30 protein-coding genes are annotated in these 24778 nt (G+C 61.1%); 19 read left to right on the top strand and 11 right to left on the bottom strand.

What is annotated here, in order from left to right; all coding sequences use genetic code 11:
• Positions 1–57 precede the first annotated feature (57 nt).
• Positions 58–966, bottom strand: coding sequence for a LysR family transcriptional regulator (locus CHH27_RS19925; protein WP_094073142.1), 909 nt, complete (start codon positions 964–966; stop codon positions 58–60).
• Between the two features lie 159 nt (positions 967–1125).
• On the opposite strand from CHH27_RS19925, the gene CHH27_RS19920 reads away from it, so the two are divergent.
• From CHH27_RS19920 to CHH27_RS28535, 7 genes are all read left to right on the top strand, one after another.
• Positions 1126–2169: a hypothetical protein gene (locus CHH27_RS19920; RefSeq protein WP_094073141.1), complete on the top strand. Its 1044-nt coding sequence runs from the start codon at positions 1126–1128 to the stop codon at positions 2167–2169.
• 1 nt (position 2170) lies between these two features.
• The gene (locus tag CHH27_RS19915; RefSeq protein ID WP_157739003.1) at positions 2171–3322 is read left to right on the top strand and encodes a YbfB/YjiJ family MFS transporter; all 1152 of its coding nucleotides are present in this window, start codon (positions 2171–2173) and stop codon (positions 3320–3322) included.
• Positions 3323–3434: 112 nt separating this feature from the next.
• Positions 3435–3665: a hypothetical protein gene (locus CHH27_RS19910; protein ID WP_157739002.1), complete on the top strand. Its 231-nt coding sequence runs from the start codon at positions 3435–3437 to the stop codon at positions 3663–3665.
• Between the two features lie 114 nt (positions 3666–3779).
• On the top strand, positions 3780–4208 hold the full coding sequence (locus CHH27_RS19905) for a GNAT family N-acetyltransferase (RefSeq protein ID WP_247646135.1): 429 nt from the start codon (positions 3780–3782) through the stop codon (positions 4206–4208).
• Between the two features lie 114 nt (positions 4209–4322).
• A complete protein-coding gene (locus CHH27_RS19900) occupies positions 4323–5849 on the top strand; it encodes a YifB family Mg chelatase-like AAA ATPase (RefSeq protein WP_094073137.1) in 1527 nt (508 codons plus the stop codon).
• 80 nt (positions 5850–5929) lie between these two features.
• Positions 5930–6628, top strand: coding sequence for an ADP-ribosylglycohydrolase family protein (locus tag CHH27_RS28540; RefSeq protein WP_198338258.1), 699 nt, complete (start codon positions 5930–5932; stop codon positions 6626–6628).
• Positions 6613–6954: an ADP-ribosylglycohydrolase family protein gene (locus CHH27_RS28535; RefSeq protein ID WP_198338257.1), complete on the top strand. Its 342-nt coding sequence runs from the start codon at positions 6613–6615 to the stop codon at positions 6952–6954. The genes CHH27_RS28540 and CHH27_RS28535 overlap by 16 nt, the downstream gene beginning before the upstream one ends.
• Here the strand turns inward: CHH27_RS28535 and CHH27_RS19890 are convergent.
• Genes CHH27_RS19890 through CHH27_RS19880 form a run of 3 tightly spaced genes read right to left on the bottom strand, consistent with a single transcriptional unit; the run spans position 6936 to position 10044 of the window.
• The gene (locus CHH27_RS19890) at positions 6936–8132 is read right to left on the bottom strand and encodes an aromatic amino acid transaminase (RefSeq protein WP_094073136.1); all 1197 of its coding nucleotides are present in this window, start codon (positions 8130–8132) and stop codon (positions 6936–6938) included. The two genes, CHH27_RS28535 and CHH27_RS19890, sit on opposite strands and share 19 nt — an antisense overlap.
• 44 nt (positions 8133–8176) lie before the next feature.
• Positions 8177–8995, bottom strand: a complete 819-nt coding sequence (gene proC, locus CHH27_RS19885) for a pyrroline-5-carboxylate reductase (RefSeq protein ID WP_094073135.1) — start codon at positions 8993–8995, stop codon at positions 8177–8179.
• 8 nt (positions 8996–9003) lie between these two features.
• Positions 9004–10044, bottom strand: a complete 1041-nt coding sequence (locus tag CHH27_RS19880; RefSeq protein ID WP_094073134.1) for a zinc-dependent alcohol dehydrogenase family protein — start codon at positions 10042–10044, stop codon at positions 9004–9006.
• A gap of 146 nt (positions 10045–10190) precedes the next feature.
• On the opposite strand from CHH27_RS19880, the gene CHH27_RS19875 reads away from it, so the two are divergent.
• The 5 genes from CHH27_RS19875 (at position 10191) to speB (ending at position 13021) form a co-directional block, all read left to right on the top strand.
• Positions 10191–10670 carry an Lrp/AsnC family transcriptional regulator gene (locus CHH27_RS19875; protein WP_094073133.1) on the top strand — a complete coding sequence of 160 codons (480 nt, stop codon included), beginning with the start codon at positions 10191–10193 and terminating at the stop codon, positions 10668–10670.
• Positions 10671–10725: 55 nt separating this feature from the next.
• Positions 10726–10890 carry a hypothetical protein gene (locus tag CHH27_RS27745; RefSeq protein WP_157739001.1) on the top strand — a complete coding sequence of 55 codons (165 nt, stop codon included), beginning with the start codon at positions 10726–10728 and terminating at the stop codon, positions 10888–10890.
• Positions 10891–11016: 126 nt separating this feature from the next.
• Positions 11017–11334 carry a heavy metal-binding domain-containing protein gene (locus CHH27_RS19870; RefSeq protein WP_094073132.1) on the top strand — a complete coding sequence of 106 codons (318 nt, stop codon included), beginning with the start codon at positions 11017–11019 and terminating at the stop codon, positions 11332–11334.
• Positions 11335–11342: 8 nt separating this feature from the next.
• Entirely contained in the window at positions 11343–11933 is a 591-nt protein-coding gene (locus CHH27_RS19865; protein WP_208988298.1) for a GNAT family N-acetyltransferase, read from the top strand.
• Positions 11934–12067: 134 nt separating this feature from the next.
• Positions 12068–13021, top strand: a complete 954-nt coding sequence (gene speB / locus CHH27_RS19860; protein WP_094073131.1) for an agmatinase — start codon at positions 12068–12070, stop codon at positions 13019–13021.
• 29 nt (positions 13022–13050) lie between these two features.
• On the opposite strand, the gene CHH27_RS19855 is transcribed toward speB, so the two are convergent.
• From CHH27_RS19855 to dut, 4 genes are all read right to left on the bottom strand, one after another.
• Positions 13051–13578, bottom strand: a complete 528-nt coding sequence (locus CHH27_RS19855) for a DUF2199 domain-containing protein (protein WP_094073130.1) — start codon at positions 13576–13578, stop codon at positions 13051–13053.
• A gap of 5 nt (positions 13579–13583) precedes the next feature.
• Complete coding sequence (gene cysK, locus CHH27_RS19850) at positions 13584–14543, bottom strand: cysteine synthase A (protein ID WP_094073129.1); 960 nt, start codon at positions 14541–14543, stop codon at positions 13584–13586.
• A 144-nt stretch (positions 14544–14687) separates the two neighbouring features.
• Positions 14688–15347, bottom strand: coding sequence for an HAD family phosphatase (locus CHH27_RS19845; RefSeq protein ID WP_094074884.1), 660 nt, complete (start codon positions 15345–15347; stop codon positions 14688–14690).
• A gap of 23 nt (positions 15348–15370) precedes the next feature.
• Positions 15371–15820, bottom strand: a complete 450-nt coding sequence (gene dut, locus CHH27_RS19840) for a dUTP diphosphatase (protein WP_094073128.1) — start codon at positions 15818–15820, stop codon at positions 15371–15373.
• Between the two features lie 174 nt (positions 15821–15994).
• Here dut and CHH27_RS19835 point away from each other — a divergent pair, with 174 nt between their 5' ends.
• From CHH27_RS19835 to CHH27_RS19825, 3 genes are all read left to right on the top strand, one after another.
• Positions 15995–16414, top strand: a complete 420-nt coding sequence (locus CHH27_RS19835; protein WP_208988297.1) for a hypothetical protein — start codon at positions 15995–15997, stop codon at positions 16412–16414.
• Between the two features lie 21 nt (positions 16415–16435).
• Positions 16436–17017, top strand: a complete 582-nt coding sequence (locus CHH27_RS19830; RefSeq protein WP_094073127.1) for an OmpA family protein — start codon at positions 16436–16438, stop codon at positions 17015–17017.
• A 183-nt stretch (positions 17018–17200) separates the two neighbouring features.
• On the top strand, positions 17201–17989 hold the full coding sequence (locus CHH27_RS19825; protein ID WP_094073126.1) for a class III extradiol ring-cleavage dioxygenase: 789 nt from the start codon (positions 17201–17203) through the stop codon (positions 17987–17989).
• A gap of 10 nt (positions 17990–17999) precedes the next feature.
• Here the strand turns inward: CHH27_RS19825 and coaBC are convergent, their stop codons facing one another.
• Both coaBC and CHH27_RS19815 read right to left on the bottom strand, forming a co-directional pair.
• The gene (gene coaBC, locus CHH27_RS19820; protein WP_094073125.1) at positions 18000–19226 is read right to left on the bottom strand and encodes a bifunctional phosphopantothenoylcysteine decarboxylase/phosphopantothenate--cysteine ligase CoaBC; all 1227 of its coding nucleotides are present in this window, start codon (positions 19224–19226) and stop codon (positions 18000–18002) included.
• A 37-nt stretch (positions 19227–19263) separates the two neighbouring features.
• Positions 19264–20487: a penicillin-binding protein activator gene (locus CHH27_RS19815; protein WP_094073124.1), complete on the bottom strand. Its 1224-nt coding sequence runs from the start codon at positions 20485–20487 to the stop codon at positions 19264–19266.
• Between the two features lie 198 nt (positions 20488–20685).
• Here CHH27_RS19815 and rsmI point away from each other — a divergent pair, with 198 nt between their 5' ends.
• Together rsmI and CHH27_RS19805 are read left to right on the top strand one after the other, a co-directional pair.
• On the top strand, positions 20686–21597 hold the full coding sequence (rsmI, locus tag CHH27_RS19810; protein WP_094073123.1) for a 16S rRNA (cytidine(1402)-2'-O)-methyltransferase: 912 nt from the start codon (positions 20686–20688) through the stop codon (positions 21595–21597).
• Positions 21597–21986: a YraN family protein gene (locus CHH27_RS19805; protein WP_094073122.1), complete on the top strand. Its 390-nt coding sequence runs from the start codon at positions 21597–21599 to the stop codon at positions 21984–21986. Before rsmI ends, CHH27_RS19805 begins: the two co-directional genes overlap by 1 nt.
• A gap of 58 nt (positions 21987–22044) precedes the next feature.
• On the opposite strand, the gene secB is transcribed toward CHH27_RS19805, so the two are convergent.
• Positions 22045–22548 carry a protein-export chaperone SecB gene (gene secB / locus CHH27_RS19800; RefSeq protein ID WP_094073121.1) on the bottom strand — a complete coding sequence of 168 codons (504 nt, stop codon included), beginning with the start codon at positions 22546–22548 and terminating at the stop codon, positions 22045–22047.
• Positions 22549–22744: 196 nt separating this feature from the next.
• Here secB and CHH27_RS19795 point away from each other — a divergent pair, with 196 nt between their 5' ends.
• On the top strand, positions 22745–24145 hold the full coding sequence (locus CHH27_RS19795) for an ActS/PrrB/RegB family redox-sensitive histidine kinase (RefSeq protein ID WP_094073120.1): 1401 nt from the start codon (positions 22745–22747) through the stop codon (positions 24143–24145).
• Positions 24146–24166: 21 nt separating this feature from the next.
• Positions 24167–24724 carry an ActR/PrrA/RegA family redox response regulator transcription factor gene (locus tag CHH27_RS19790; protein ID WP_094073119.1) on the top strand — a complete coding sequence of 186 codons (558 nt, stop codon included), beginning with the start codon at positions 24167–24169 and terminating at the stop codon, positions 24722–24724.
• Positions 24725–24778: the final 54 nt, after the last annotated feature.

Raw genomic sequence — 24778 nt, 5'->3', positions numbered from 1 at the left:
CCCCTCTGGTCTAAGCTCCATTTTCAAGATGCAGCCCGCGCTGAGCCGCCAAGCGCGTCAGACCACCCTCAGGTCCGGCGATTTCTTGCCTGCAAGGGCAGATCGCGGCGCGATCGCATTCTGAAGCAGGTCGTTGAGATGCTCTTCCAGGTAGTCAACGATCGGCGACTGGGAGGTCGACTGGGTGTAGATGGCAAGCTGCGTGGCCGGAAGTTTCGGGAAACCGTCCTGCTCCTTGAGTAGTTTCACGCCTTCCTGGATCGCGCCGGAGGGCAGACAGCAGATGCCGGCCCCTGACAGCACCGCGACCTGTGCCGCCGCGACGCTGGTCGTCGTGATCCGCTCATACCACTGGCGCCCGGCGCGGGCGAGCGCGCTGAAGGCGATCTCCCGGAACGGGCAGGGCTCGGGAAACAGGATCAGCGGCAACGGGTCGGTCAGCTGGCAATCGTCACCAACCGCCCAATGCAGCGGTTCTTCCACCACGCCGTCCGGCAACGTCTTGGATCCGGTGACGAGCGCAATGGCCAGGTTGATCTCGTTGTTGCTGAGCATCTCGTGCAAGGTGGCACTGTCGGCAACCGTCATTTCCAGTTTCACATTCGGATGAATGCGCACGAAATTGCAGAAGATCGACTGCAACTGGCCTGTGGCATACCACTCCGGGAGGCCGACATGCACCGTACCGGTGAGTTCCGGCGCCGACAGGCGCAGCCGCGCCTCCTCGTGAGACCGCAGGATTTCCGTCGCGTGCTGATAGAGGATCCGGCCGGCCGGGGTGAGGTTCATGGTGCGCGCATTGCGCTCGATCAGCGGCTTGCCGACCCGGTCTTCCAGCCGGCGCAACTGTGTGCTGACACAGGGCTGGGTCCGGTTGAGCTTGGTTCCGGCATGCGTGACATTGCCGGCTTCGGCAACGGCGACAAAGGCTTCCAGCAACTCAATGTTAAAACGGCCGATCGTCACGTCCCTGCCTCCGTTTTAGCGCTGTCTCCTGTTGGATTGTCCTGCCCTCCAGCGCGCGGCAAGCATAACGTTCCATTATGATGCGCTTCAATTATAAATTTAGGAAAGAGTGAAAAATCCCGTAATCCGGGAGTCTCCTTGTCAAAACGGGTATCCGCCATGACGTTAGCGTTTTCCTTTGACCAGCCGGTGCAACGGCCCGACCAGCAGCCGGTTTTTTCAAAAATCTCGTTGCAGCAAAAAGTTCACCAGGCCATCGCCGCACATACCGAATTCAGTCTTGACCGCATTCTGACCCAGGACAATCGGGTGAAATACACCAATGCCGGATCCAGGGAGGCGTCAACGGACCATCTTGACGAAGTGTTTCATCTGATGCGGCAGCTCAATGAAGGCGGGATCGCGTCAGATACTCTTGGCCGGTTGAGGGAGGACGGGCGGTCTTTCCGGGACGCGCTTGAAGAAACCTGCGCCCGCGTCGCAAAGGATTTTTCCGGCAAACCCCTGACTTATGTCGAACTTGGTCCGGAACCCGTGAAAACGGGTTTTATCCTCAAGACCCTGATCCGCATGGGCGTCATCATTGACCGTTATGTCGCGGTCGACATCAATCCAAAGTCGGCCGGCCCGATGAAGACGGCGCTTGAACTGATCCTGCCGGGCACGGAGCTGATTTTTCTGACGGCCTCCTTCGAAGATGTGCGCCTTGCGGATGTCGTTGGCGATGCAGCCCCGGCAGCGCTGATCACCATGCTGGGTTTCCAGGAAGGCAACGACGATCCGTTCGTCGTCAACGACTGGCTTGCCGCAATCGCCCGGCCCGGAGATCTGCTGCTGTCGGAAAGCCAGCTACACGCGACGGGGCACGTCGACAAGATTTCAAGTTTCTATGCCCACCCGGCGATGCAACGCTTTTCACGCATTGCCTTCGAGCGGGCTGTCGACCGCAATTTGCCGACACTTAACCGTTTCTTTTTGCTGCCGGTTTCCTTTCGCGACGGACAAAGCGCACAGGTGGCTATCCTGGCAGAGGAATTTGCCGGTTCAATCAGTGCAAGAAACTTGCATGTCTCCAACTTCTGCCTGAAACTCACTCTCGAGCAGTACCGTCACTACCGTGAGGAGAGTGGCCGTTTCACGATCATCGGCGAGAGCGCAACGGATGACCAAACACTTCACTTCCAGCTCTCCCGCCGGATATGAGATGACCCAGCGGCAGACCCGGGGACTGACCGCCGCGGGCCTTGCCATTGTTGCCGTCACCTATGGGCTCGCGCGGTATTGCTTCGGCCTGTTTTTGCCGGATATCCGTCTTGAATTCGGGCTTACGCCGGAACTGGTCGGCCTGATCGCAGGCCTCTCCTATCTGGGATATCTCGCGGCGACCTTTGCCGGTTCGTGGTTGTCGACCATGTTCGAGCCACGCCTGCCCATTCTGCTTGGTGGTTGTGCCGCAGCAGCGGGTATGGCGCTGATCGCCTGGTCGCCCTCTCCGGCTTTTCTCGCGCTCGGCGTCTTCATCGCCGGCACCAGCCCGGGCCTTGCCTATCCACCTTTTTCCGATGTGATCGTTCGGCACACGGCGCAAAGCCGCCAGAACGTGGTTTATGCCTGGATCAATTCCGGCACGGGTTTCGGGGTCGCCTTTGCCGGTCCCCTTGCGCTTTATGCCGGTGGCGACTGGCGACTGGCCTGGCTGGTTTTTGCCGGCCTGGCGCTTGTTATCACGCTCTGGAACGGCTTTACGCTGCCGCGGCGAAGCCCGCATCTGGAAACCGGCTCCAGAAAGGTCTCGCTCTGGATCCTGCTGGAGCGCTCTGCCCGGGCCCTCTTCATATCGTCGTTCCTGTTCGGCATCGTGACGGCCGTCTACTGGACCTATGCCGTCGATCTCCTGACCACGCTGACTGGCAACCCGCGTGACGCCATCCTGTTCTGGATCGTGCTCGGAATTGCGGGCGTCACCGGCTGTTTTGCCGGCGGGCTGGTGAACCGATGGGGTCTTGGCCGGGCGTATAAGCTCCTGGCGTTTCTCGTCGGCGGCGCCATTGGCACGTTGCCACTGCTGGCCGCCAGCACACTCGGCATGTTTTTGTCCGCAGCCTGTTTTGGTGCAGGTTTCATCGTCATGACGGCCCTGTTCGGCATGTGGAGCATGCGGATCTTCCGGGCCGCACCCTCCATTGGCTTCGGGTTCACCTTCTTTCTGATCTCACTGGGGCAGGGCGCCGGGCCGGTGCTGAGCGGTTTCCTGATCCCGGTCACCGGGCAGTCCATGCTGTTTTTCGGCGCCGGGCTGATCTGCTGCGCGCTGGCCCTGGTGAATACGGCGAGTGGAAGAACGGCTCCGGCATAACAGGTGGTTATGGTGGGATTTGCCCGCATAACCGCTATTTGCTGGCATTTCCCAAAAATTGCATGCATGGTTGCAGCACGCTGTGATTGATTGAAGAATTGTGAACGGATCCATGATTATCGCCCCTACTGCCGCCAGAGGCAGCCATCTCGACATGGAATTGTGCCGGGCCATGTTTGAAAAAGACCCTGACCGGCTGCTCGAGCTGGTGTCGGACTGGCTGGAGGCCAACAGGTTGTCGCCGTCCGAGGATTTCGAGGTTCCCGCCTATCTCGACAAAGTGCTTGCCCACGCCGACAGGCCCTTTGAGCGCACACGTGACCTGCGCGTTCTGGTGTCCTAAACCAAACCAAAGTGTCATCGTTATCCTTCGCCTTGTCGTCCGACGGGCGTTCCAAACTGGTGTGTTGTTCTCGCGATGATTGTCCGTCCGGCTGTGTCTGCCGACGCCGTGGCCATGAGCCATGTTCTCTCTGAAATTCTTCAATCCTGGCAGAGCGATCGTCCAGGCGATCCAGGTCACGTGCTGGCACATTACGTCGAGCACCCGGATTCGGTCGCCTGCACCGTCGCGATCGCCGCTGACGGCAATCTGAAAGGGTTCCAGTCCCTGAAAATCGCCAGGCCGGAAAACGATTACGACGTCCCGGCGGGGTGGGGCGTTATCGGGACTTATGTCAAGCTGTGCTCGGGCCGCTCCGGCATCGGCAAGCTGCTGTTTACCCGGACACTCGATGCAGCAAGGCAGGCCGGCCTGACCAAAATCGACGCAACCATCGGCAAATCCAATTTCTCTGGTCGCGGCTATTATTCCGCCATGGGCTTTCGAACCTGGCGGGACCTGCCAACGGCAACGGGCAAGTGCCTGACCCTCGTGCCGGGTTGAGCAATCAGACGACCCCCTGATATCGGCAACAACAACCATGTCGTTCCATCTTTGTTCTTGCTCGCATCAGAAATATATGCTTGCCTGACCTGCATCTTCTGGTAGAGGGCAATCATGGTCAGCCGGGTCACAACGGTCGCGTTTCAGGGCATCGAAGCCGTGCCCGTGGATGTTCAGGTTCATGTCGGCCCTGGTGCCGTCGCCTTCAATGTGGTCGGCCTGCCGGACAAGGCGGTCGCTGAAAGCCGGGAACGGGTGCGGGCGGCCCTGTCTGCTTCCGGACTGGCCCTGCCGGCCAAACGGGTCACCGTCAATCTGGCACCTGCGGACCTGCCCAAGGAAGGCTCCCACTATGACCTGCCGATCGCTCTCGGCATCATGGCTGCCATCGGCGCCATTCCGGCAGAATTCCTGGATGGATACGCGGTTCTGGGAGAACTCGGCCTTGACGGTACGCTGGCGCCGGTCGCCGGTGTTCTTCCCGCCGCAATGGGGGCAACGGCGCTCGGCAAGGGCCTGATCTGCCCGCAAGCCAGCGGCAGCGAAGCCGCCTGGGCCGACGCGGACATGGACATTCTGGCGCCGCGCTCGCTGATCCAGCTCGCCAACCATTTCAAGGGAACGCAAGTGCTCACCCGCCCGGTGGCGCGCCTGCAGGGTGATCTTGGTCCCTTGCCGGATCTCGCCGAGGTCAAGGGCCAGGAGACCGCCCGGCGCGCGCTGGAAATCGCGGCAGCAGGTGGCCACAACCTCCTGATGACCGGACCGCCCGGTTCCGGAAAGTCCATGCTGGCGAGCCGCTTGCCCTCGATCCTGCCGCCTCTCACCCCGCGCGAGCTTCTGGAAGTCTCGATGATCGCTTCGCTCTCCGGAGAACTTGCAGAAGGCAAACTGACCGACAGGCGGCCGTTCCGGGCGCCGCATCACTCCGCCTCCATGGCCGCACTTGTGGGCGGCGGTCTGAAGGCCCGCCCGGGCGAGGTTTCCCTTGCCCATAACGGCGTGCTGTTTCTCGACGAATTGCCCGAGTTCAATCCGCAGGTGCTCGACAGTCTGCGCCAGCCACTGGAATCCGGCGAAGCCGTGATCGCCCGGGCCAATCACCGTGTGACCTACCCGGCACGGATCCAGCTGGTTGCGGCCATGAACCCCTGCCGCTGCGGTCATGCGGGAACCCCGGGCCACCAGTGCCGACGCGGTGAGCGCTGCGTCACCGATTATCAGGCCCGTGTCTCCGGCCCGCTGCTCGACAGGATCGATGTCCGGATCGAGGTGCCGGCCGTCACCGCCGCGGACCTGATCGGCCCGGTGGCCAGTGAAAGTTCCGCCGATGTCGCGAAGCGTGTCGCCGCCGCGCGCAAGATCCAGGAAGACCGGTTCTTCAAACTGGGCCTTGCCTGCCGCACCAACGCCCAGGCACCGGCTTCCGCTGTCGAAACCATGGCTCAGCCGGACGACAAGGGTCTTGCGTTTCTGCGCGACATCGCCGAACGCCTCGCCTTGAGCGCCCGCGGCTATCACCGGGTTCTGAAACTGGCCCGCACACTTGCCGATCTCGACGGACTGGAGCAGGTCGGGCGCATTCATCTGGCGGAGGCCATGAGCTACCGAGGGCAGGACATGACCCGGCGCGCGGCATAAGAAATTCTTTTTGATGGAGGAGATCCGTCATCGCCGGTATGAAGTCCCCTCTAGCATTGAACTTTCAGAAAGTGTCCAACTTGAGCGTCAATGATCAAATCAAGGAACGCGCCCGGGGCTGTCTCCTTGGCCAACTCACCGGTGATGCCCTCGGATCTGCTGTGGAGTTCAAGGATTCCTACGAAATTGCTGACCGTTATCCGGATGGTGTGCGGACACTCAAGGATGGCGGGACCTGGAACCTGATTGCCGGACAGCCAACAGATGACAGCGAGATGGCGCTCGCGCTGGCGCGCAGTCTGGTGGTGGCCGGCAGGTTTGACGCCGGGCTTGTCGCTGACGCCTATGTGCGCTGGTTGCAGTCAGACCCCTTTGATATCGGTTACACCACCTCAAGTGGCCTTGAGGCTATCTCGGCCGGGCGCCGTGCAACCTCGGGAAGCCAGGCCAACGGTGCCTTGATGCGCATCAGCCCGGCAGGCATCTTTGCAAACGCTGATCCCGGACTGGCCGCCAGGATCGCAGCGAAGGATGCTCTTCTGACCCATCCTCATCCGGTTTGTCAGTCTGCAAATGCGGCCTACGCAGCCGCGATTGCGGTCGGCATTGCAGGTGGTGACTGTGCGGATATGTGGCAGGCCGCCCATGAGCATGCGGCGTCAGGTTCAAAATACCGATCGGGCGCAGCTCCGGTTCGGGATCGCCTGGAAGCGGCTCGTCGCGGCCCGCCCGAGGACTTTCAAGAGAGGACTTTCAAGATCAGATGGGCTGGGTGCTGACCGCCTTTCAGAACGCCTTCTTCCATCTGTTTTCAGGTGGTGCGCTGGAGGACGCGGTTGTCTGGACCGTTGGCAGCGGTGGCGATACCGACACAAATGCGGCAATTGCGGGCGCCTTGCTGGGATCGTTGCAAGGTGAGGGCAGCATTCCGGCGCAATGGCGCGAGGCTGTCCTGTCGTGCCGGCCCGATCAAAACAGCGCCACCGCACATCCCCGACCGGAGGAATACTGGCCTGTTGATGCACTTGATCTTGCCGACAGACTGGTGCGCGCTCGGGCTGCTTCGGCCGAGCGTCACGAGAGTGGTCAAGCCGATCTATCCTGAACCACCTGGTGAAACGCCTCGATCAGTTTCGGGATGGTGGCACCGTTGAGCCGTGCGACATTGACCCGACCGCCCTTGACCACGTGGATGCCATGATCTCGGGTCAGGGCGCGCTCCTGATCGCTGTCCAGCGGCAAAAGGGAAAACATACCGGATTGTCCGCCCAGAAACGCCAGCGTGTCCCGCTGGTACCGTTCCTGCTCCAGCAGGACTATTTGCTGCCGAATACCGGCTACACGCAGGCGCATCTCGTCAAGCTCCCACAACCAGAGCGCCTTGAGATCGGGATCCTGCAATATGCGCCGTACCACTGCGGGGCCATGGTCCGGTGCATGTGAACTGCCGGAACGAATGATGGCGGAAACCGCGCGCTGAAGGCGGGCTCTGGTTTCCGGCCTGCTCTTCAGGAAAAGCGCACCGGCACGATCCCGGTAGATGCCAAAGGATTTCGATAGCGTCACGCAGACAATGCATTCCTCGAAACGCGCGACAATCTTCCTGAGCGGCTCGCAATCGGCTTCAAAGCCCTTGCCGAAGCCGAGATAGGCTAGATCGATCCAGGGAACCACCCCGAGCCGCTCGAGATGGTCCAGAAGCCGGCCAAACTGCTCGTCTGTCATGTCAACGCCGGTTGGATTGTGGCAAGCACCCTGAAACAGGAAGAGATCGCCGGGTCTGGCTGCTTCAAGTCCCGACAGCATCTCTTCAAACCGCATTTGGACACGCGACTTGTCGTAGTAGGGAACCGAACGCCACTGCGCGCCGGCCGCTGTCAGGATTGGCACGTAATTGCCGTATGTCGGGGTCTGCAACCAGATTGTCGGGCTGGCGGGCAACTGCGCGGCAAGATCCGCAACGACCCTCAGGGCAACGGCGCCACCGGCCGTTTGCGCGCTGACGAACTGATAGTCGGAGTAGGCACTGTTTCCGCACAGCTCCTTTCCGAGAAGGCTGCAATAGACCGGATCGCCCGTCAGGGCGGTGTAGGCCTTGGTTTCCTGCCAGTCGATCAGGTCCCTTTCGGCGCGCTTCACGGAAGTCAGGATCGGGGTCTGACCCTGTTCATTTTCATAGACCCCTACTGTGAGGTTCAGTTTGTCGGTACGAGGATCCTGTGCAAAGAGATCTGCCCCGATCATGATCGGGTCGACAGGATAGTCGCCAACGCCTCCAAACATGCCTGCCTTCCCCCGTGCTTGACCTGCACCTGAAGCGCACAGCTTCACGCCAGGGTTCTGCCCATCTCAATAGCGCGGTCGCGCGCCCTGGTCATTGCCTCATTGATGATTTGACCAAATCCGGCCTGCTGCAGACACGAGACTGCCGCGTGTGTTGTGCCACCAGGTGAGGTGACACGCTGTCTCAGTTCGCAGAAGGTCAACTCCGTGTCCGCCGCCATTCGGGCTGCGCCGAGCGCCGTCTGCAACGTCAGGCGGCGCGCATCCTCGGCCGCAAGACCAAGGTTTTGCCCTGCGCGGACCATTTCCTCCATCAACAGGAAGAAATAGGCTGGCCCGCTGCCCGCGACGGCAGTCACTGCATCGAGCTGAGTTTCTGTCGGGAACCGGAGGCTCAAGCCTATGGAGGACAAGATGTCCATTGCCTGGTCGAGATGCGCAGCCGACACATGCCGGTTCGCATAGAAGCCCGTCGCACCAAGCCCGAACGTCGCGGGAGAATTCGGCATCGCCCGCAGAATTGCGACAAGCTCACCGAGAATTTCCTCCAGCACAGCTGTCGTTGTACCCGCGGCAATGCTGATGACCAACTTGCCCTCCAGGACAATCGCATCAGCAATCTGTTTCGCAACCACCGGGACTACGTCAGGTTTGACTGCAAGCACAATGATGCTCGCCCGGCGGCAGGCTTCAACAAGATCTACCGTTGTGCCGACCTCGAAGCGTTCCTGCAACTCCAGACGTCGGGCCTTGCCTGGTTCGACGATCCGAAGATCGGAGGGCGATGTGCCTGCCTCCAGCAAGCCCGCGACCATGGCTGACGCCATGTTACCGCCGCCAATGAAAGTGATTTGCTGGCTCATGATCGGTCTCAGAACCGTGTCACAACTGTCGCCCCGACGGACTGGAACTTGTCCATATCCATCAGGACCTGCACAGAGGCTTCCAGGCTGATCTGCTCGCCAACCAACTGATCCGGCGCCAGTTTGCCAGAAAGAACCATGTCCAGCATCGCCCCGTACCGGTGCGCCTGCATGCCGTGACTGCCAAGGATTTCCAGTTCGTCGGCAATCACTTTGGCCATGGGTATCTGCGGCTGTGCATGGTCGGCGAGCATCAGGCCAACCTGAACATGCTTGCCGCGCTTGCGCAGGTTGCTGACGGAATTGAAGCAGGTTGTCGGATGGCCAAGTGCATCCAGCGACACATGGACGCCACCTCTTGTCGCCTCGATCACTTCCTCGGCGATCCGGTCGGATTTCGCGGCGTTTATCGTTTTGACGGCTCCGAAATCAGCCGCAAGCGCCAGTTTGTCGTCAGCAATGTCCACCGCAATCACATTGGCGCCGACCGCATTGGCGATCATGATCGCCGACAGTCCGACGCCGCCACATCCATGCACCGCAACCCACTGTCCGGCGGACGTCTTCCCCTGGTCGACAACTGCCCGGAAGGATGTCGCAAAACGGCAACCGAGGCTGGCGGCCGTTGCAAATGCAATGCTGTCTGGCAGCGCGACCAGATTGAGGTCCGCGTGATGTATGCCGACATATTCGGCGAAGGAGCCCCAATGGGTGAAGCCGGGCTGGAACTGGCTCTCGCAGACCTGTTGATGGCCGGCGTGACATTCCGGACAGGAACCGCAGCCGCCGACGAACGGCACCGTGACACGGTCGCCAACCTTCCAGTTCTTGACATCCTTGCCAATGGCCTGAACGGTGCCGGCGAGTTCGTGGCCGGGCACATGCGGCAGCGTGATATCCGGATCGTGGCCCATCCAGCCGTGCCAGTCGCTGCGACAGACGCCGGTGGCTTCAACCTTCAGCACCACACCATGCGGTTCGGGCACCGGATCGGGCACTGTGGCCACGGTCGGGGCCTGCGCGAAGGTTTCATAAAGCACGGCTTTCATGGGCGGTTTCTCTTGGCTGATGAGCGGAATGAACGATCAGTATCCTAGCTGATCCGGCTGAAAGAGCTTTGCCGAATTCACTTCAATTTCGAAGTTTTTGAGGCTAATCTGCCAAAATCAAAACAATTTGTAGCAGATGCTTCTCCATGTCGAAGATAGACCGAATTGACGCCGACATCCTGTCCCGTCTGCAAAGCGACGGCAGACTGTCCAATGCCAGACTTGCCGAACAGGTTTCCTTGAGTGAAACACCTTGCTGGCGGCGCTTGAAACGTCTTGAGAAAACCGGGGTGATCGAGGGCTATCAGGCGGTCGTCAACCGGCGTGCGCTCGGACTTGGCGTGATGGCCTTTGTGCAGCTGACCTGCTCCGAACATGACGAGGAGACAACCGCGGAATTCCAGAACGCCATCGAGGCCAGCCCACAGGTCCTGTCCTGCCACAACACAACGGGGGACGCCGATTTTCTGCTGCAGGTCGTGGCCAGCGACCTCGACGATTACAGCCGTTTTGTCGAACAGGTCATCCGCAGGCTGCCGGGCGTGACCAGTATCCGCTCCAATCTCTCCCTGAGGGAACTGAAATCGTCCAACAGGCTTCCCATTCCGGAGGCTGTCTTCCGCTGACAGGCGGGCTGATCCGTGTGCTTCTTAAGCGACTTGTTAGGATCTGGCTGCCAGTATGCCCTCTCAGACTGAAGACCAGCCCGAACCGGAAAAAGCGATGGCGGACGGAGTGAAGCCGAAAAAATCATCGGTCAGCCAAACCGAATGGACCCTCTATTCCCTGGCCGTTGCCACCGCCACCCTTGTGACGCTGGCAGCCATTGTGGCTCACCTGACCTGATCTCCTGCATGAGACCGCAGCAGCCGGTCAAACCCTTGTGCCACCTCAGCTTCCTTGCAATGGCAACCGCCGCTCACCATGTGATTTCGCAGGTTATCACCCCCAACGCATACAAGGAGACGCCATATGCTGGTCACCACCACAAACACCATCCAGGGCCGGGATCTGGACTACAAGGGCCTGGTGACCGGTGAGGCGATCCTCGGGGCAAATCTCTTCAAGGACCTTTTTGCCGGTATTCGCGACATTGTCGGCGGCCGCTCCGGTGCCTATGAGGAAGAACTCGCCAAGGCACGCGAGATTGCCGTCAATGAAATGTGCCAGCAGGCCCAGGCCATGGGTGCCAATGCGGTGATCGGCGTCGATCTCGACTATGAAACCGTTGGCCAGAACGGCTCCATGCTGATGGTCAGCGCCACCGGAACCGCCGTGATTGTCCGCTAAGTCCAAGCGTGGCCCCTTCCATTCGTATCGCACCAGGGTTTCCTGAAACCGAACGGCTCACTGCCGTTCGGCTGTTCTGGCAGGCTTTTTCGGGAAAGCTGGGCACCGTCATGGCGCCGGAAGCAAAGGCTCTTGAGTTCCTGGAACGCGTGATGGATCCCGGCTTTGCGCTTGGCGCCCTCAACCGGGAGGGTCAACTGATCGGTCTGGCCGGTTTCAAGACAGCGGAAGGGGCGCTGGTCGGGGGTGGTCTGAAAGACATGACTTCGGTCTACGGCCTGATCGGAGGAACCTGGCGCGGATTGCTGCTTGACGTTCTGGAACGGGAGACGGAGCCGGACTGCCTGCTGATGGACGGCATCTTCGTGGCCAAGCAGGCACGCGGCCAGGGTGTCGGCAGCGCCTTGCTTGAGGCCATCTGCAACGAGGCCCGTCAACGTGGTCTTTCCCGCGTGCGCCTCGATGTGATCGACAGCAACCCCAGGGCAAGGGCGCTCTATGAACGGGCAGGCTTTGCCGCGATCAGCGAGGAGAAAACGGAGATTTTTGAATTCCTGTTCGGCTTTGCGTCGTCGACACGGATGGAACGGGCGGTTTGAAGCCTGTCACCGGATTCCAGCATCTTGTGTCTCCGAGAAGGCGCAACGCATTCCGGCCCAATGATTTTTCCGGTCTTTCCCGTTTTTCCGATTGATGCTCTAGTGCCGAAAACACCGGACCAGGAGCTTCAGGAATGTCCTCACACGGCTATGAAGGCGGGCGGCTCAATCTGCCCTTTGTCGGCATCTGCACCTTCGGCAAGTATCCCCACCAGCCGGACTGGGACAATATCGACGCGGATGTTGCCGTTCTGGGTGCCCCGTTTGATTTTGGCACCCAGTGGCGCTCCGGTGCGCGCATGGGGCCGCGGGCGATCCGTGAGGCCTCGACCCTGTTTTCCTTCGGTCATGCCGGCGCCTATGACTTTGAGGACGACATCACCTATCTGACCCCGGAAACGACCCGGATCGTCGATCTGGGCGACGCGGACATTGTCCACACCGACACGATGGAAAGCCACAAGCGGATCGAGTTCGGTGTGCGCAAGATCCTCGCTGCCGGTGCCCTGCCCGTGGTGCTGGGCGGCGACCATTCGATCAACATTCCCTGTATCAACGCTTTTGACGGCGAAGATCCCATCCACGTGGTGCAGATCGATGCCCATCTCGACTTTGTCGACGAGCGGCACGGGGTGCGCTATGGCCACGGCAATCCGATGCGGCGGGCCGCCGAAAAGCCCTATGTGACCGGCCTGACCCAGATCGGCATCCGCAACGTTTCCTCAACCGCGCGGGACGGCTATGAGGATGCCCGCCGCATGGGCTCGGACATCCAGTCAGTCCGCCACGTGCGCAAGCTCGGCACCGAGGGCATGCTGGCGCGCATTCCGGAAGGAAAACGCTATTATCTGACCATCGACATCGACGCGTTCGATCCGTCGATCGCACCGGGCACGGGCACGCCCAGCCATGGCGGCTTTCTCTATTACGAGGTGCTGGAACTGATCGACGGCCTGGCAAGACGCGGTGACATTGTCGGCATCGACCTGGTGGAAGTGGCGCCGGACTATGATCCGACCGGCACCACCAGCATTCTGGCCGCGCAGATCCTGATGAACACGATCGGCCGGGTGCTGCATCACCGGTAGGCCTGGTCTTTCGTGCTTCAGCGGAACTCTTAACACCCAATCTGAAGTGCAATTTCCGTCGCACGGTCCCAGGAAATGCCATCTCTCTGATCTACGGCCAATGGATGGATCTGGTCGTCATGAATTCTTATCTGTGGCCGTTGCGTCCCCCAGAAGACGTCCACAGGCAGGTTGACCATCGTTTCACCGCGCTTGTGATAGCCGGGCAGTGCGACCAACAGCCAGCCAAAAGATCCGTCACCTGTCTGATCCTGCGCGAAGGTTTCGACATAGCGAAAGAAATTTGCCTTGCTCTGGGACACCCAAACACCCCAGAGAAAACCGTCCGCACAGTCCCTGATCGGAATTTCAAGTGTTGCGCGAATAAAATAGGTTTCGCCATCCACAACGCAAAGATCGCTGTCAATTTTCACACGCTTTGCGCGTTCTTCTTTGGGCAACCCCGCGATATGTGGTGGCTCCTGAGGTGCAAACGACGGTCCACCTTCCTGCACTATGCCGCAACACGTGCAGGTGTACGAGAAAGTTTTTCTGTGGCCGTCGATTGCAATTGGCATAGGCCTTAAAGACCTTCGAACAGCGCCGTCGACAGATACCGCTCGGCGAAGGACGGGATGATGATGACGATGTTCTTGCCTGCCATCTCCTCCCGCTGACCGACCCGGATGGCTGCCGTCAGTGCAGCGCCCGAGGAAATGCCGACCGGCAGGCCCTCGGTCCTGGCGACTTCGCGCGCCATGGCGAAGGCGTCCTCATTGGCAACGGTCTGGACTTCGTCGAATACGCTCGTGTCGAGAATGGCTGGCACGAACCCGGCGCCAATGCCCTGGATCTTGTGCGGACCCGGTTCGCCGCCGGACAGGATCGGACTGTCGGCCGGCTCCACCGCAACAACGTGGAGACCCGGCTTGCGCGATTTCAGTACCTGGGAAACGCCGGTGATGGTGCCACCGGTGCCGATGCCGGAGACAAACACGTCGACCTTGCCGTCCGTGTCGTTCCAGATTTCCTCCGCCGTGGTGTTGCGGTGGATCTCCGGGTTGGCCGGGTTTTCGAACTGCTGCGGCATGATCGCGCCATCGATATCGGCGATCAGTTCCTCGGCGCGGGCGATCGCGCCCTTCATGCCTTTCGGGCCTTCGGTCAGCTCCAGTTCCGCGCCCAGGATCTTGAACATCTTGCGGCGTTCGACCGACATGGTTTCGGGCATCACCAGGATCAGCCGGTAGCCCTTGGCGGCAGCAACAAAAGCAAGCGCGATGCCGGTGTTGCCGGATGTCGGTTCCACGAGTGTGGTCTTGCCCGGTTCGATCTTGCCGTCCGCTTCCATCGCCTCGATCATCGCGACACCGATACGGTCCTTCACGCTGGAAATCGGGTTGAAGAATTCCAACTTGGCCAGAAGATTGGCTTTCACGCCGTGGGCCTTGGCAAGGCGGTCCAGGCGAACGATCGGCGTGTCGCCAATGGTCTCGGTGATCGAGCCATAGATCTTGCCGCGGCCGCTGGTCTTCATGGTCATGACGGGTCTCCCTGATCGGCCGGGGAGGGATCCGCCGGCATCCTTATTCACTTGAAACGGTAAGATAATACGGGGCCCGGCAAGATTTAAGAGGCGCAAAATGCCTTTGCAGGCGGTCCCGTAAAACCTTTTTCCAGAAATCCTTCAAGGCGTGGAAAGCAACAGGCCGGGCAGGTCCGACATGTTCTCGAACAGAATTCCCCCGGCTTCCGTCATCGCCTCCCGGTCACAGGCCGGATCCTCGACAAAGGCAAAAACCCGCATGCCGGCCGCTGTTGCGGCTCTGACCCCGGGGACACTGTCCTCCACCACCACACAGGTCTCCGGCGCGTGGCCCATCTTTTGCGCCGCGAGCAGAAAGACATCCGGCGCCGGCTTGCCGCGCGCGCAGTCTTCTGCGGAATAGAGCCGTCCTTCCAGCCGCGGCAACAGACCGGAGCTGCCAAGGGTGGTTCTCATTTTCCGGTACTTGCCCGACGACCCGACACAATAGGGAATACCCGCCGCGTCAAGCCTGTCCAGAACCTCGACGATCCCTCTGATGGCCGGCACACCTGCCTTGAAGCGTTCCAGATCCCGCTGGCGGACCTCTTCGGGCCAATCGGCCGGCAGGGTTTTTCCAGTCAGCTCTTCGATCTTCCGTTGCACGTCTTCCAGTGTCCGGCCCATGAACAGCTTCTGACAATCCGGTCCGGTCATCGGATGACCCAGTTCGGTGACCATTTCGGCGAGGTTCTGATTGGCCATGCGTTCGGTATCAACGAGGACGCCGTCGCAGTCGAAGATCACAAGGCTTGGAGGCATTGGCATGGTATCCCCGATCACGATCAGCTGCGGCCGGTCGAGCCGAAACCGCCGGTGCCGCGTTCCGTTTCGGACAGACTGTCAACCTCGCGAATGGAGGCCTGCAGGCAGGGCGCAATCACCATCTGGGCAATGCGCTCGCCGCGGGTGATCTCAAACGCGGCATCACCGAGATTGATCAGGATCACCTTCACCTCGCCGCGATAGTCGGCATCGATCGTGCCGGGCGTGTTCAGGACCGTGACCCCGTGTTTGGCGGCAAGTCCGGACCGGGGCCGAACCTGCGCTTCGAACCCGGCGGGCAGGGCCATGGCCAGGCCCGTCGGGACCAGGGCACGCGCGCCAGGAGCGAGCTGCATGGGCGCGTCAACGGCGGCATAAAGGTCCAGCCCGGCGGCAAGGTCCGACTGATAGGCGGGCAGAGGCAGGTCTCGTCCATGCTCGAGACGTTTCAATTCCAGGGTAACGGTCATCGGATTTCCAGCTGTGCGGTTTCAAGGCGAGTGACGACATTCGCGAGGCCCTGTCAAGTTTGGCAGGGGGATCAGATTATTCCGCATTAAAATCAGACAACTACTTGCGGTCGTTACACAGTCCTGAAACACTCTCACCCATCGTAATGTTGCCGTGTTTGGGAGATTTGCAACATGAGACGTATGATTTTCGCATTGACCGCCAGCCTTATGCTGGCAAGCACCCCCGCAGCCCTTGCGCAGACCGTCGGATTTGCCGAAGCCATCAAGATCCTGGCGGCCAGCTGCGGCAGTGACATTGAAAAATTCTGCAAGTCCGCAACCCTTGCCAATAACGGCATCGGCCAGTGCCTGGACAAGAACCAGGCCAAGGTTTCCCAGAAATGCAACGCCGATCGTGTCGTTGTGCGGTCCCTGATCGAAGAACGCCTCGCGGCCCAGGCGGCCGCGCCGAAAATCTGCGCGCGCGATGCCGCCCAGCGCTGCCAGGGTGTCAAGCCGGGCGCCGGCCATGTTCTGCGCTGCCTGCTGAAAGCCCAGCGCACCGTCAGCGCCAAATGCAACACCGCCATCGACCTGGCTGGTTATCGCTAATTCCGGACTCGGGAGCTTCCTATGAAAAAGATCCTTCTGGCCGGTTTTTCGGCCGCCATTCTTGCCGTCTCCACCGTTGCCGGTTCGGCACAGACCGAGCTCAGCCGCAACCAGATCATCAATTCGCTTCAGGGCGCACAACAGAAAGTGGATGTCAGCGCGGACGATCTGCAAAAAGCAGCCTTTGAGAATATCCAGAAATATCCGGGCGCCAACTCACCCGGCAACCTGCCGCTTTGGGACAAGCTTGCCTCCCTGCGCCAGTTCAACATCGAAATCACCTTCGACTTCGACAGCGCACGTATCAAACCGTCGTCTTACGAGGCCGTCGGCCTGATCGCGGACGCCCTGCACACGCCCTATCTGCAAGGCCAGACTTTCTACATCGTCGGTCACACCGATGCCAAAGGCGCGCGCGAATACAATCTGGAACTGTCCATCCGGCGCGCCAAGGCCATTCGCGAAGCCCTGGTCACAACCTTCCAGGTGCCCGGCAAGTACCTGTTTGCGGTCGGCATGGGCGAAGAACAGCTGCGCGATCCGGCCAACCCGGACGCCGCTGTCAACCGTCGCGTCCAGCTGATCAACGTCGGATATCGTTGATCTGAAGGACGAGCAAAAACCAACCGTCCGCCAGAATCTGGCGGGCGGTTCTTTTTACAATACCTTTTAATACTCTTAATTGTTCATCAATCCTGAACAGCGATTTCGCAATTTCTGGTCTAAAGGAAACGCACCCAAGGACCTATTCTCCAGCACAGACTGAAAAAGTGATGGAGTTGACCGGTGGGTTCGACGCAGCAATCAATATCGCCCGTTTTCTTCGCCCATGGCGCGCCGACGCTCGCCCTTGAAGACACTGCCGCGAGCCGGTTTCTGAAAGGCTTTGCCGCCTCTCAGCCGACACCAAGGGCAATTGTCATCCTGTCTGCACATTGGGAAACGGAGGGACTGAAGATGTCCGCGCCCGGTCCCTTGCGCACCTATCACGATTTCCGCGGATTTCCGGCCCCCCTCTTCGACATCACCTACCCGGCCGTTGCCGACGAAGCTCATGTCGACGAGGCCGCGCGCCTTCTGGAGGCCGCCGGTCACGACCTGGAACTGGACAGCGACTGGGGGCTCGATCACGGCGCCTGGGTGCCATTGTCGCTGGCCTATCCGACCGCCAGCATACCCGTGGTCGCCCTGTCCTTGCCCCATGACAGCACCCCATCCTCGGTCCATGCGCTCGGCAAGGCCCTGTCACCGCTCAAGGACAAGGGCGTTCTTCTGGCCGGTTCCGGAAGCACAACCCACAACTTGCGGGAATTCGGGCCTCAAGGATCGCAGCCCCCCGACTGGGCGGCCGATTTCGACCGTTGGCTGGATGACGGCCTGCAATCCGGATCAATCGGCTATTTCGACGATCTGGAACGTGCACCGTCCTTCCGCAGAAGTCACCCGACAGATGAACACCTGCTGCCGCTCTTCTTCGCGTTTGGCGCAGGTGGTCCGGATGCAAGGGCTCAATTGCTCCATCGCAGCTACGAATACGGCTCGATCAGCATGAGCTATTTCCGTTTCGCCGCCTGACCGAAAGGCTTTATCTGGCGGCCAGTTCTTCTGCCGCGCGCGCAATGATCCGGCGGGCCACCTCGACCTTGTCCAGCTCGGGCCAGTCCTCCACACCGCTTCGGCTGACGAGGCGGATGGTATTGGCGTCTCCTCCCATGATGCCGGTTTCCGGACTGACGTCATTGGCGACGATCCAGTCGGCTTTCTTGCGTTCCAGCTTGCCGCGGGCATTGTCGATCAGGTTCTGGGTCTCCGCGGCAAAGCCGATCAGCAGCTTTGGCCTGAGACTGTCGTGATGGCCGATGGTCGCCAGAATGTCCGGGTTTTCGGTCAGGTCCAGGGCAGGCGGCTTGCCGCTGCCGTCCTTCTTGATCTTTTCCGAGCCCTCGCTGGCAACACGCCAGTCGGCCACGGCTGCTGCCATGATCGCGATATCCGCCGGCAGGTTGCTTTCGACAGCCGCCAGCATCGCTGATGCCGACTCCACGTGGACGACATTGATATTGGCGGGATCGGCCAGTGTCACCGGACCTGAGACAAGGGTGACACGCGCGCCGGCCTCAAAGGCGGCTCTGGCCAGCGCGTGCCCCTGTTTGCCGGAGGACCGGTTGGCGATGTAGCGCACCGGATCGATCGGCTCGTGCGTCGGGCCGGAGGTGATCAGCACGTGCCGTCCTGCCAAAGGCAACGCCCCGTCAGCCATCGCATGCTCCCGCAGCGTGGCTTCGGCCGCGGCGACGATCTCCAGCGGCTCGCTCATGCGGCCGATACCTGCTTCACCCTTTTCCGCCATTTCCCCGCGCGCCGGACCACAAATGGCCATACCACGCTCCGTCAGCGTGGCCAGGTTGCGCTGGGTCGCCGGGTTCTGCCACATTTTGGGGTTCATCGCAGGTGCCAGCAGCACCGGTTTGTCGGTCGCCAGCAGCACGGCGGTCGCCAGGTCATCGGCAATACCGTGGGCCATCCTGGCCATAAGATCGGCAGTCGCTGGCGCAATCAGGATCAGGTCATGGTCGCGGGCCAGCCGGATATGGCCGACATCGTGCTCGGCCTCCCGGTCGAACAGGTTGGTGAACACTTTCTCGGCGGAAAGCGCCCCGACAGAGAGCGGCGTGATGAATTCCTGCGCGCCCCGGGTCATCACCGGGATCACCCGAGCCCCGCGCTCCTTCAGCCGGCGGATCAGATCGAGGGACTTGTAGGCAGCGATGCCGCCACTGATGATCAGAACGATCTCTTTGCCGCTCAGCATCTACTCGTTACTCCCGATGGTCGCGGTGGATGGTCCGTCAGAACCCGGTTCTGAAATCTCTCGGGGCGGGCGAAATGACCTGGGCTCCCTTGCCGGTCACCTGATAAACGGCGAGGCCGCGTTCATTCAGACCGTTTGGCTTGAACCGGAACAGGCCGTCAATGCCGATAAATCCGTCCCGGTTGGTCAGGATACGTTGCTCGAACCGTTGCTGGCCGGCCGAGCGGATCAGGCCCGCGGCCAAGGTGACCCCGTCATAAACCAGGCTGGCATTGCGCGGCGGCGCTGCGCCATAGGTGCTCTGATACCGCTGCGCAAACGCCAGGAAGCCCTTGTCCTCCGGTCCGGCGAACCAGGCACCGGCGAGCGCCGGGTTGTTCTTGATCTGGGGTGTGTCCCACTGGCCAGAGCCAAGCAGTTTGACCGTGCCGAGATTGGCTCCCTGGCCGACAAGGGTCTGGACCACAACGGATGGCACACCGCTGCCGGCGGGCACAAACAGGGAATCGATGCTGGTCATCACCGATTTCAGCGCAGACGCCTTGGCCACGAGATCCGACGTGTCTGACCCGTTCAGCTTGTAGCGCTGGATGGTGGCGATGCGCCCGGCCGTTCGTCCGACTTCCTGCCGGAACGCGGCTTCCACGACGGCCCCATAGGAGCCTTCCGGAATGAGCGCGGCGTAGGACCGTTTCTGCTGGCTGGCCGCATAGCCGATGATGCGCTTGGTGTCGGTTTCGGGCAGGAAACTCAACAGATAAACATTGCGGCTGGCAACAGCCGTGTCCGTGGAGAAGGCAATCACCGGCACACCGGTCGCCCGCGCTGCCTGGGCGGCACCGGCCACGGCTGGTGAAAACACCGGGCCCAGGATCAGCTCGGCGCCCTCCGAAATGGCGGCCTGGGCCGCCGCCCGGCCACCCTCCGCCGTCCCGCCGGTGTCCTTCACCAGAAGCTGCAAGCCGGCATTCGGGAAATTCTGGAGGGCAAGGGCCGCCGCGTTCTTGAACACCGTGCCAATGGAGGCATTGCCTCCGGCGCTTGCGAGCGGCAAGAGAAGCCCGACGCGCACACCGCCTGTGCCAATGACTTCACCCGTCACCTGAGGCTGTGCACTTGGCTGCACCTGATCGCCCGGAAGCGAACCGAGGCTGGAGCCGAGGCAGCCGCCAAGCAGCATGGTACTGGCGCCGGCCAGTGCCGTTCTCAAGAAAACGCGTCTGCGCTGATTATGCCCGTCGCCCTGCATTCCGCTTGCCATTTCTTACGATCCACCCATTGGAAAAGACTTACGTATTCACCATGGTCCTGTCCAGTTTTAGAGGCCTTTCAACGGCATATCGCCCGGATCAATAGTGGATTTGCCTTGCATCGGTTGTCCCGGGCTTGTAGCGCAAGGGACAAGACACCCCTGCAAGAAGGCTCCACTGGTCCACCCGGGGGTACAACTGGAGGCCCTATGAGCACCGATATTGCCGCTTCGGAGGCCCGAAACCGTTTCAGCCTTGGCGAACACGCCTTTTCCGCGCCGCGACTTGAGCCGGCGCTCTACATTGTTTCAACGCCCATCGGCAATCTTGGTGACATCACCGTCAGGGCACTCGAGACCCTGGCCGCGGCAGGTGTCATTGCCTGCGAGGATACACGCGTGACGGCAACGCTCACGCAGCGCTTTTCCCTGAAGACACCGCTGATGGCCTACCACGAACACAATGCCGACAAGCAGCGACCGAAGATCCTGGAAACGCTTGCCGCCGGCGAGGCCGTGGCGCTGGTGTCGGATGCCGGGACCCCGCTTGTGTCCGACCCGGGTTACCGGCTTGTCCGCGACGTGCTCGCCGAAGGGTATCAGGTGGTTCCGATCCCCGGGGCGTCTGCGCCGCTTGCCGGCCTGGTTGCCTCAGGCCTGCCCAGCGACACGGTGCTGTTCGCCGGATTTCTGCCGCAGAAAGGCGGGCCGAAGACCCGGCGACTTGAAGAACTGGCCAAAACCCCGGCCACGCTGGTCTTCTTTGAGTCCCCGCACCGAACCGGTGCGACTTTGCAGCTGATGTCAGACGTGCTTGGTGCGGACCGCGAAGGTGTGGTCGCGCGCGAGCTCACCAAACGGTTCGAGACCTTCGAGCGCGGCAGCCTTGCCGAGCTCGCCACCCGTTTTGATGGCGCACAGGTCAAGGGCGAAATCGTCATCCTGATCGGTCCGCCGGAAGACAGGCAGGAAGCCTCCTCGGACGATCTCGACAGCCTGCTGCAGGCAGCGCTTGGGGACATGCCGGTCAGCGCGGCTGCCAAGAAGGTTGCCAAGGCTACGGGTCTCGACCGCAGCGAAGTCTACAAGCGTGCCCTTGAACTGAAAACGGATGGCAGCTGATGGCCCGGCAAGCCGGTCATGGCGACACGGAAAAACGCCGGCGTGCCCACGCGCTCGGCCTGTCGGCGGAGAACCTTGCCGCCTGGTATCTGCGCCTGACCGGCTGGCGCATCCTGAAGCATCGCTACAAGACCAGGGCCGGAGAGATCGACCTGATTGCAAAGCGGCGGAAGACCGTTGCGTTTGTCGAGGTGAAGGCGCGCCGAACCAGACAGGCGGCGCTCGAAGCCGTCACGCCCGCCAGTCAGAGACGGATTACAAGGGCCGCGAAGATCTTTGTCTCCCAGCACGCCAGGGCCGGGTTCTACACGCTGAGATTTGACATCATTGTCATCCGCCCCTGGGCGCTGCCGGAGCGGATCGTGAATGCGTTTGAGGCCAGAGACTGAAAAACCCGCGCAGGCCGATGCCGCGCGGGTTTGAAAAACGTCGGAAACGTCAGAAACCTCAGTTCGGCTTCTGCTCGCCACCTTCCTGCTGGGCGGCAGCCTGCTGAGCCATGTTCTGGCGGTACAGCTGGGCAAAGTCGATCGGATCAAGCATCAGCGGCGGGAAGCCACCGTTGCGGGTCGCTTCGGACAGGATGTTGCGGGCATACGGGAAGATCATGCGCGGGCACTCGATCATGACGAACGGGTGCATGTGCTCTTTCGGCACGCCGGTGATCTTGAAGAGGCCTGCATAGACCAGCTCCACGTTGAACATCACCATGTCCGGGCGTTCTGCCTTGGCATTCAGCGTCAGGATCACTTCGAACTGATCGTCACCCATCTGCTGGGCGCCGACATTCACGTTGATGTCGAGCTTGGGCTGCTCGCCCTGGGTCAGCGAACGCGGTGCGTTCGGGTTTTCGAAGGACAGATCCTTGATGTACTGGCCGAGGATGTGCATGCCCGGCGCTGCGGCGCCTTCTGCCTGCGGCGCTGCGCCGCCGTCATTGGTGTCGGTCATCGTCTCAATTCCGTTTCGCGGTGCTGATCTGAAACAGGGGCGAAATATCCCTCCGGTTGGCCGCCGGCCCGCGTGATCCGGACAACCGTTTAGCGGGTGGCTACCATCTAGAACCATTGGATACAAGGGCCACGCCTTGCCAGAACCCGGATTCCGCTTCAAAAGGGAAAAGGTTTACTTCCGCGCGCAAGGCCCCATGCCCGACCAACCCACGTCAAATATCACGCTGCCACACAGACGCTTGAAGCTCGACACGCTTGTGAGACTGCGCTGGCTGGCGGTCGGCGGCCAGTCGGCGGCCCTCCTTGTGGTCTATGTCGGCCTTGGATATCCGATGCCCGCCGGGCCGGCCTTTGCCATGGTTGCGCTTTCCGCCTGGCTGAACATCTTCCTGAAGATCCGCTGGCCTTCGGCCATGCGCCTGTCCGAGCGGGCGGCAACGTTTCAACTGGCCTATGACATCCTGCAAATGAGCGGACTGCTCTACCTGACCGGCGGCCTCGGCAACCCGTTTGCCTTCCTGCTGATGGCCCCGGTCATGGTTTCCGCTGCCGGCCTGTCGGCGCGCTACACCGTCATTCTCGGCATTCTGGCAACCGTCTGCGCCAGCGTTCTGGCGGTCGTTCACATGCCCTTGCCCTGGCCCGTCGGTGACGAGTTCTCGTTACCCGTCGTCTATTCGGCCGGCATCTGGATCGCGCTCGTCTCCACGCTCGGCTTCATGGCAATCTATGCCTTTCGGGTTGCGGAAGAAGCCCGCCAGTTGGCCGATGCACTCGCCGCCACCGAACTGGTGCTGGCGCGCGAACAGCACCTGAATGCCCTGGATGGCCTGGCAACCGCGGCAGCGCACGAGCTTGGCACACCCCTTGCGACGATCTATCTCGCCGCCAAGGAACTGGCCGACGAATTCGAAGACGGCGACCACCGCGCCGAGGACCTGGCGCTGATCCATTCGCAGGCCGAGCGCTGCCGCGGGATCCTGCGGCAACTGACCAGCCTGTCCAGCGAAGCTGACCGCACCTATCAGCGCATGCCCGTCTCTCAACTGCTTGAAGACGTCATCGACCCGCATCGCGGCACCGGCGTTGCCATTCACTCCGACTGGACCGGAACCGGACCCGAACCGGTCGGAACCCGCAATGCCGCCATCCGGTACGGATTGGGCAACCTGGTGGAAAATGCCGTCGACTTTGCCAAGTCACGCGTGGATGTCACAGCCACCTGGGACACTTCAGCCCTGGCCATTTCAATCAAGGATGACGGGCCGGGCTTTTCCGTCGATATCCTCGGCAGGATCGGTGATCCCTACGTATCCGTTCGCGGCGGCAAGTCGTCGCTACTGGACACCGGTGGCGGGCTCGGCCTCGGAATTTTCATCGCCAAGACCCTTTTGGAGCGTACCGGCGCCAAACTGGCGCTGGAAAATCTTGCCCCGCCCCACACCGGGGCGCATATCCGCGTCAGCTGGCCGCGCCAGGTTTTCGAACAGGCAAGCGGAGTGGACGAAACGATGTTTTCGGCCCATAACGGCAACAAGACACAAATTAGTCACATGCCGGCCAACGCCTCATCCGATACGCAAGTCGAGACGTAAAGATAAAAACGGTAAGATCACATGACGGACCAGACACACACACTGAGCCAAGCGGAGGACATGAGCCTCCTGATCGTCGACGACGACAAACCGTTCCAGCAACGTCTGGCACGCGCAATGGAAAAGCGCGGTTTTGCGACCGACACCGCTGATGGTGTTCAGGACGCTGCCGCAAAGATTGCCCATAATGCGCCCGCCTTTGCCATTGTCGACATGCGTCTGGAAGACGGCAACGGTCTCGACGTGATCGAACAGATCCGGCAAAAGCGTCCGGATGCCAGGGCGATTGTCCTGACCGGCTACGGAAACATCGCAACGGCCGTCACCGCGGTGAAACTGGGCGCCATCGACTACCTGGCCAAACCGGCAGATCCGGATGACATCGTTGCGGCCTTGGCGCGCAAACCCGAAGACAAGGCGGAGCCGCCCGAAAACCCGATGTCTGCCGACCGGGTGCGCTGGGAACATATCCAGAGGGTCTACGAGCTCTGCGACCGGAATGTTTCGGAAACAGCGCGGCGTCTCAACATGCACCGGCGGACCCTGCAACGGATCCTGGCCAAGCGGGCGCCGCGCTGAACAGACGCTTTGCATTCATTGCAGGCTTGCCCTTTCGCCGCCACTTTGCCTAAG

The sequence above is a fragment of the Labrenzia sp. VG12 genome (genome assembly GCF_002237595.1).
Classification (GTDB): Bacteria; Pseudomonadota; Alphaproteobacteria; order Rhizobiales; family Stappiaceae; genus Roseibium.
The sequence above is the reverse complement of the archived record's forward strand: the minus strand, read 5'-3'. Positions and strand labels throughout refer to the sequence as shown.

What these genes read in the sequence shown, in the direction of transcription:
- CHH27_RS19920 (WP_094073141.1), top strand. Translation starts at nt 1,126, where the DNA reads ATGACGTTAGCGTTTTCCTTTGACCAGCCGGTGCAACGGCCCGACCAG.
- CHH27_RS19915 (WP_157739003.1), top strand. Translation starts at nt 2,171, where the DNA reads ATGACCCAGCGGCAGACCCGGGGACTGACCGCCGCGGGCCTTGCCATT.
- CHH27_RS19910 (WP_157739002.1), top strand. Translation starts at nt 3,435, where the DNA reads ATGATTATCGCCCCTACTGCCGCCAGAGGCAGCCATCTCGACATGGAA.
- CHH27_RS19905 (WP_247646135.1), top strand. Translation starts at nt 3,780, where the DNA reads ATGAGCCATGTTCTCTCTGAAATTCTTCAATCCTGGCAGAGCGATCGT.
- CHH27_RS19900 (WP_094073137.1), top strand. Translation starts at nt 4,323, where the DNA reads ATGGTCAGCCGGGTCACAACGGTCGCGTTTCAGGGCATCGAAGCCGTG.
- CHH27_RS28535 (WP_198338257.1), top strand. Translation starts at nt 6,613, where the DNA reads ATGGGCTGGGTGCTGACCGCCTTTCAGAACGCCTTCTTCCATCTGTTT.
- CHH27_RS19890 (WP_094073136.1), bottom strand. Translation starts at nt 8,132, where the DNA reads ATGTTTGGAGGCGTTGGCGACTATCCTGTCGACCCGATCATGATCGGG.
- proC (WP_094073135.1), bottom strand. Translation starts at nt 8,995, where the DNA reads ATGAGCCAGCAAATCACTTTCATTGGCGGCGGTAACATGGCGTCAGCC.
- CHH27_RS19880 (WP_094073134.1), bottom strand. Translation starts at nt 10,044, where the DNA reads ATGAAAGCCGTGCTTTATGAAACCTTCGCGCAGGCCCCGACCGTGGCC.
- CHH27_RS19875 (WP_094073133.1), top strand. Translation starts at nt 10,191, where the DNA reads ATGTCGAAGATAGACCGAATTGACGCCGACATCCTGTCCCGTCTGCAA.
- CHH27_RS27745 (WP_157739001.1), top strand. Translation starts at nt 10,726, where the DNA reads ATGCCCTCTCAGACTGAAGACCAGCCCGAACCGGAAAAAGCGATGGCG.
- CHH27_RS19870 (WP_094073132.1), top strand. Translation starts at nt 11,017, where the DNA reads ATGCTGGTCACCACCACAAACACCATCCAGGGCCGGGATCTGGACTAC.
- speB (WP_094073131.1), top strand. Translation starts at nt 12,068, where the DNA reads ATGTCCTCACACGGCTATGAAGGCGGGCGGCTCAATCTGCCCTTTGTC.
- CHH27_RS19855 (WP_094073130.1), bottom strand. Translation starts at nt 13,578, where the DNA reads ATGCCAATTGCAATCGACGGCCACAGAAAAACTTTCTCGTACACCTGC.
- cysK (WP_094073129.1), bottom strand. Translation starts at nt 14,543, where the DNA reads ATGACCATGAAGACCAGCGGCCGCGGCAAGATCTATGGCTCGATCACC.
- CHH27_RS19845 (WP_094074884.1), bottom strand. Translation starts at nt 15,347, where the DNA reads ATGCCTCCAAGCCTTGTGATCTTCGACTGCGACGGCGTCCTCGTTGAT.
- dut (WP_094073128.1), bottom strand. Translation starts at nt 15,820, where the DNA reads ATGACCGTTACCCTGGAATTGAAACGTCTCGAGCATGGACGAGACCTG.
- CHH27_RS19835 (WP_208988297.1), top strand. Translation starts at nt 15,995, where the DNA reads ATGAGACGTATGATTTTCGCATTGACCGCCAGCCTTATGCTGGCAAGC.
- CHH27_RS19830 (WP_094073127.1), top strand. Translation starts at nt 16,436, where the DNA reads ATGAAAAAGATCCTTCTGGCCGGTTTTTCGGCCGCCATTCTTGCCGTC.
- coaBC (WP_094073125.1), bottom strand. Translation starts at nt 19,226, where the DNA reads ATGCTGAGCGGCAAAGAGATCGTTCTGATCATCAGTGGCGGCATCGCT.
- CHH27_RS19815 (WP_094073124.1), bottom strand. Translation starts at nt 20,487, where the DNA reads ATGGCAAGCGGAATGCAGGGCGACGGGCATAATCAGCGCAGACGCGTT.
- rsmI (WP_094073123.1), top strand. Translation starts at nt 20,686, where the DNA reads ATGAGCACCGATATTGCCGCTTCGGAGGCCCGAAACCGTTTCAGCCTT.
- CHH27_RS19805 (WP_094073122.1), top strand. Translation starts at nt 21,597, where the DNA reads ATGGCCCGGCAAGCCGGTCATGGCGACACGGAAAAACGCCGGCGTGCC.
- secB (WP_094073121.1), bottom strand. Translation starts at nt 22,548, where the DNA reads ATGACCGACACCAATGACGGCGGCGCAGCGCCGCAGGCAGAAGGCGCC.
- CHH27_RS19795 (WP_094073120.1), top strand. Translation starts at nt 22,745, where the DNA reads ATGCCCGACCAACCCACGTCAAATATCACGCTGCCACACAGACGCTTG.
- CHH27_RS19790 (WP_094073119.1), top strand. Translation starts at nt 24,167, where the DNA reads ATGACGGACCAGACACACACACTGAGCCAAGCGGAGGACATGAGCCTC.